Origin of the sequence: Cephaloticoccus primus (genome assembly GCF_001580015.1) — a bacterium.
GTDB classification, from domain to species: Bacteria; Verrucomicrobiota; Verrucomicrobiia; order Opitutales; family Opitutaceae; genus Cephaloticoccus; species Cephaloticoccus primus.
Window position 1 is genome coordinate 1 of sequence record NZ_LSZQ01000006.1, and the last position, 3,312, is coordinate 3,312.

Consider the following 3,312-nt stretch of genomic DNA (forward strand, 5'->3'; position numbering starts at 1 on the left):
AGGCTCAGCTTGGTGTTGCCGCCCATCTGGAGGATCGCCTGCGCGCCGCCGTACTCGGGGCCGCGCGGGTCGTAGGGTGTGCCGTTGAGCGTGATCGAGGCCAAGGCACCACCGGCTCTCACGATCTGGTTCCAGCGGTTGGGCGCGAGCTTGAGGGTGGCATCTCTGCCGCCGTCGCCGATCCAGATCCGACCGTTTACCGAGAGCGTACCGCGCTTCAGGTCGAGTGTCCCGCGGTGAATGTACACGTTTCCGACTGTATGGTTGACGTTGCTGCCGAGCGTCAGCGTGCCCGACTGGCTTTTCACCAAGTCCATGGTGCCGCTGAAGCGCGCACTCCCCTCAAGCGACAAGTTGCCAAACGTGTGAACATAAAAGGCGCGGTTGTTGCTCGTCGCAATCTGGCCGCTGCCGTTGATGATCCTCGTCCCGCTGCCGCTGGCGATCAGCCCACCGGAGTTGATCGTGAGGGTACGGTTTGCGCCGAGATTGAGGTTACCGCCGCCGATAACGAGCGAGTTGATCGTGCGGTTTGCACCGAGAGTTTGATTACCCGTCATCCGCACGTTGAACGTGCCATTCGTCCCCCACGTATCTGCCGCTCCCGTGTGGTAAGTCCCCAGCGCTTTAAGGATGTATTGATAGGGCGAGCTACTTTGGGGATCGTAGAAGAAATCGGAGATGATATGGGCAAAGCCCAGCGAGCCGTCTGGCCTGACGGCTGTCGCCCAAGGGACAATACCCGTGCCCGTTCCCACGTTATAATCGAGGGATCCGTCGTTAACCAAACGCAGCTGGGCCTCCTTCTCGGAGAAGTGCAGGACGCTGCGGAAGTGGTCGCCGCGCTGAAGGCCAGTGGAGTACAGCCAGGCCTCCCCGTCCTGCGCCTTAAAAACCTGGATCGAGTTTTCGCCCGAATTTAGCGCGAGCGCCCCTACTCTTTCCACGGCAGTGCCGCCGCGGCGGTAAATGAGCGAGCCGCCCTCGAAAAACAGGGTGCCGCTATTCATTATCCGATCCGGGTTAACCGAGCCGTTGCCATTCGAGTCGTGCGTGCCCAAGTCGTCGAGGTAGAGGGTACCGCCGTGGCCCATAATGATATTCGCGATCTGGCTAAGGGAACCTTGGCGGTTAAGCCGCAGCTCGGCACCGTGGATATTCAGGAGGTTTACGACATCGGTGGAGAAGTTGTCCGCGCTCGTGAGGTCGATCCGGCCATCACCTACCAACCAAAGCTGCGTTCCCGCATCGCCGCTTAGCTTTCCGCTGAGGAGCACGTCGGCACGGTTGAAGCCGCTGCCGCGCTCGACGCGAATCGTGCGGCGACCGCTACCCAAGTTGAGGTTATTGGTAAAATCGACCGTACCGTCGGCAGTGTAGTGGCCGAAGCGCAGCTCCTTGTCCGCCGCGACGAAATAGGGCGACTGCCCCCAGGTAAGTGTGGCCCCACTGTTGAGCGTGACGCTACGCGTGCCGCCGGCCCACTTGTTGCGGTAGGCGGCAAAGCCGCCATCACCCAACCACTGGAACTGGCTGGGCCCCGTACCGAGCGCGATGTCCAAGCTTTCAGGGGTATCCCCTTTAACCCCGAAAACCCCGCCAGCGAGCTGGTGATTCACCCAAGTGAATAATGGCGTTCCCTGTTCTTTAAGAAATGCACCGTCTTCGATCCTGACGGCGGCTTGGCTGCCGTATAAATGCTGGAGGTAATCAAATACAAGGAGTCCTCGGCCCGTTTTGCGGAGGGTGTTGTCACCAAAGTGGAGTGGTCCCGACAGGCGGGCATGGGCGCTCCCCTCGCCGCGCTCGACGCGGACTTCGCGCTGCTTGCCGCTGCCCGCGCCCAAGGCGAGCTCATTGGTAAGCGTGATGTTGTGCGTGGCGTAGCGGGAGCTGAGCAGCAGGGCCTCACCGTCTTTCAGGAAGTGGGCCGTGCTATCCCAGGTCAACGCGGCGTCTCCCAAGACGCCAGTGTCGAGCGTCACGCTGCGATCGGCGCCGTAGGCCGAAAAACCGCCCGAGCCGGCCCAGCGCACTTCGCCCGCGCCAGTGCCCAAGCTGCGCGTGAAACCGCCATAGCCGAGCTCCAGGATGCCGCCGAAGCGGGGATTATCAGACTCAAAGACGAGGTTTGAGGTGCTGGGCAGCGAGCCCGCGCTGCCGAGCCGCAAGACGCCGGCCTTGAGGATCGTGTCCTTGTCCCACTGGTTCGCGTCGCCTCCTCCGCGTGTATTATTGAGCACGATGAGGCCCGGGCCGAGCTTGTGAAATGGATTCGTGAGCCTGACTGTATTGCGCAGTTCTAGGCCCCCGCCGCGATCCCCGCGCGAGCCAAAGCCTACGGGAACCGGGTTCTGCTGGGTGACCTGGTCAATCCGCATATCGAGCGAGTTCCAACCGCCGTCGTTGTAGAGCGCGCCGATGCGCTTCGCCGTACCTGCTTTGCGAACGATCCCGAGACCATAGAGGCTGATATAGTTGTTTTGCTGAGGTTGGGTGTAAGTGAGGGGCACCCCGACGTGGGAACGCAGCGCGATCGTGCCGCCCCAATTCACCACCTTGTTGCTGCCTTCGCCGAGGGCCTGATTTTCCTTAACGATCAAGAAACCACGGTCGTTAACGTTTAGTACACCTCCCCAATTCTTCTCGTTGTTCGCGCTGAGGATGACGTGAACGTTCTCCAGAGTACCCGCAGAGCCTTCGACGTATAAATTACCGTTGGCCCGCTTGCCGTCCTGGTTGGTGATCTGGTTGGCCAGATGGATCGCTCCCGTGCCCCCAAACTGGACGTTGGCGTCGCTTAACTTGAAAAAGCCGCCGATGCGCAAGCCGCCTTCCGACCAGTTCTCGATGTAAGCACGGGGAGGCATGCCCTCGAGCTGGATGTGGCTCTCGATATTCGTCTCCGATTGCCGAGGATTGCTGACAGAGTTGGTGACGACGAGGATGTGCCCGGTTGGGGTGCCGTTGCTTAGCTTGATCGTGCCGGAGCCGTTGAGCGTGTAAAAAGTCCCGGCCTGAAACCACAGCGAGCGCACCGTATGGTCGCCGGTGCTGAGGTCGGCCCGCTCGGTGCTGGGGACGAAGAGCACATTATCCCCTGAAGAGGGAACGCCACCAATCCACGGGCCAGAGCCCCAAGTCCCGCCCGAGCTCGGCCCATTCCACTGCTTGTAGGAGGAGGGCAGCGGAGGCAAAATCTGCGCACTGGCAGTCTGCGGAGTTAACGCAGCAAGTACGCCAATTGCTGCGCACGCGGTAGATAAACTTACGTAAGTAGTTAACTTACAACGCGATGGGGGGGGGGGGGGG

General features: G+C 61.0%; 1 protein-coding gene. It reads right to left on the minus strand.

The window, feature by feature from the left end:
• The coding region (locus AXK11_RS00360) for a hypothetical protein (RefSeq protein WP_156469107.1) at positions 1-3,197 on the minus strand (3,197 nt) is incomplete at its 3' end.
• Between the last annotated feature and the right edge of the window lie 115 nt (positions 3,198-3,312).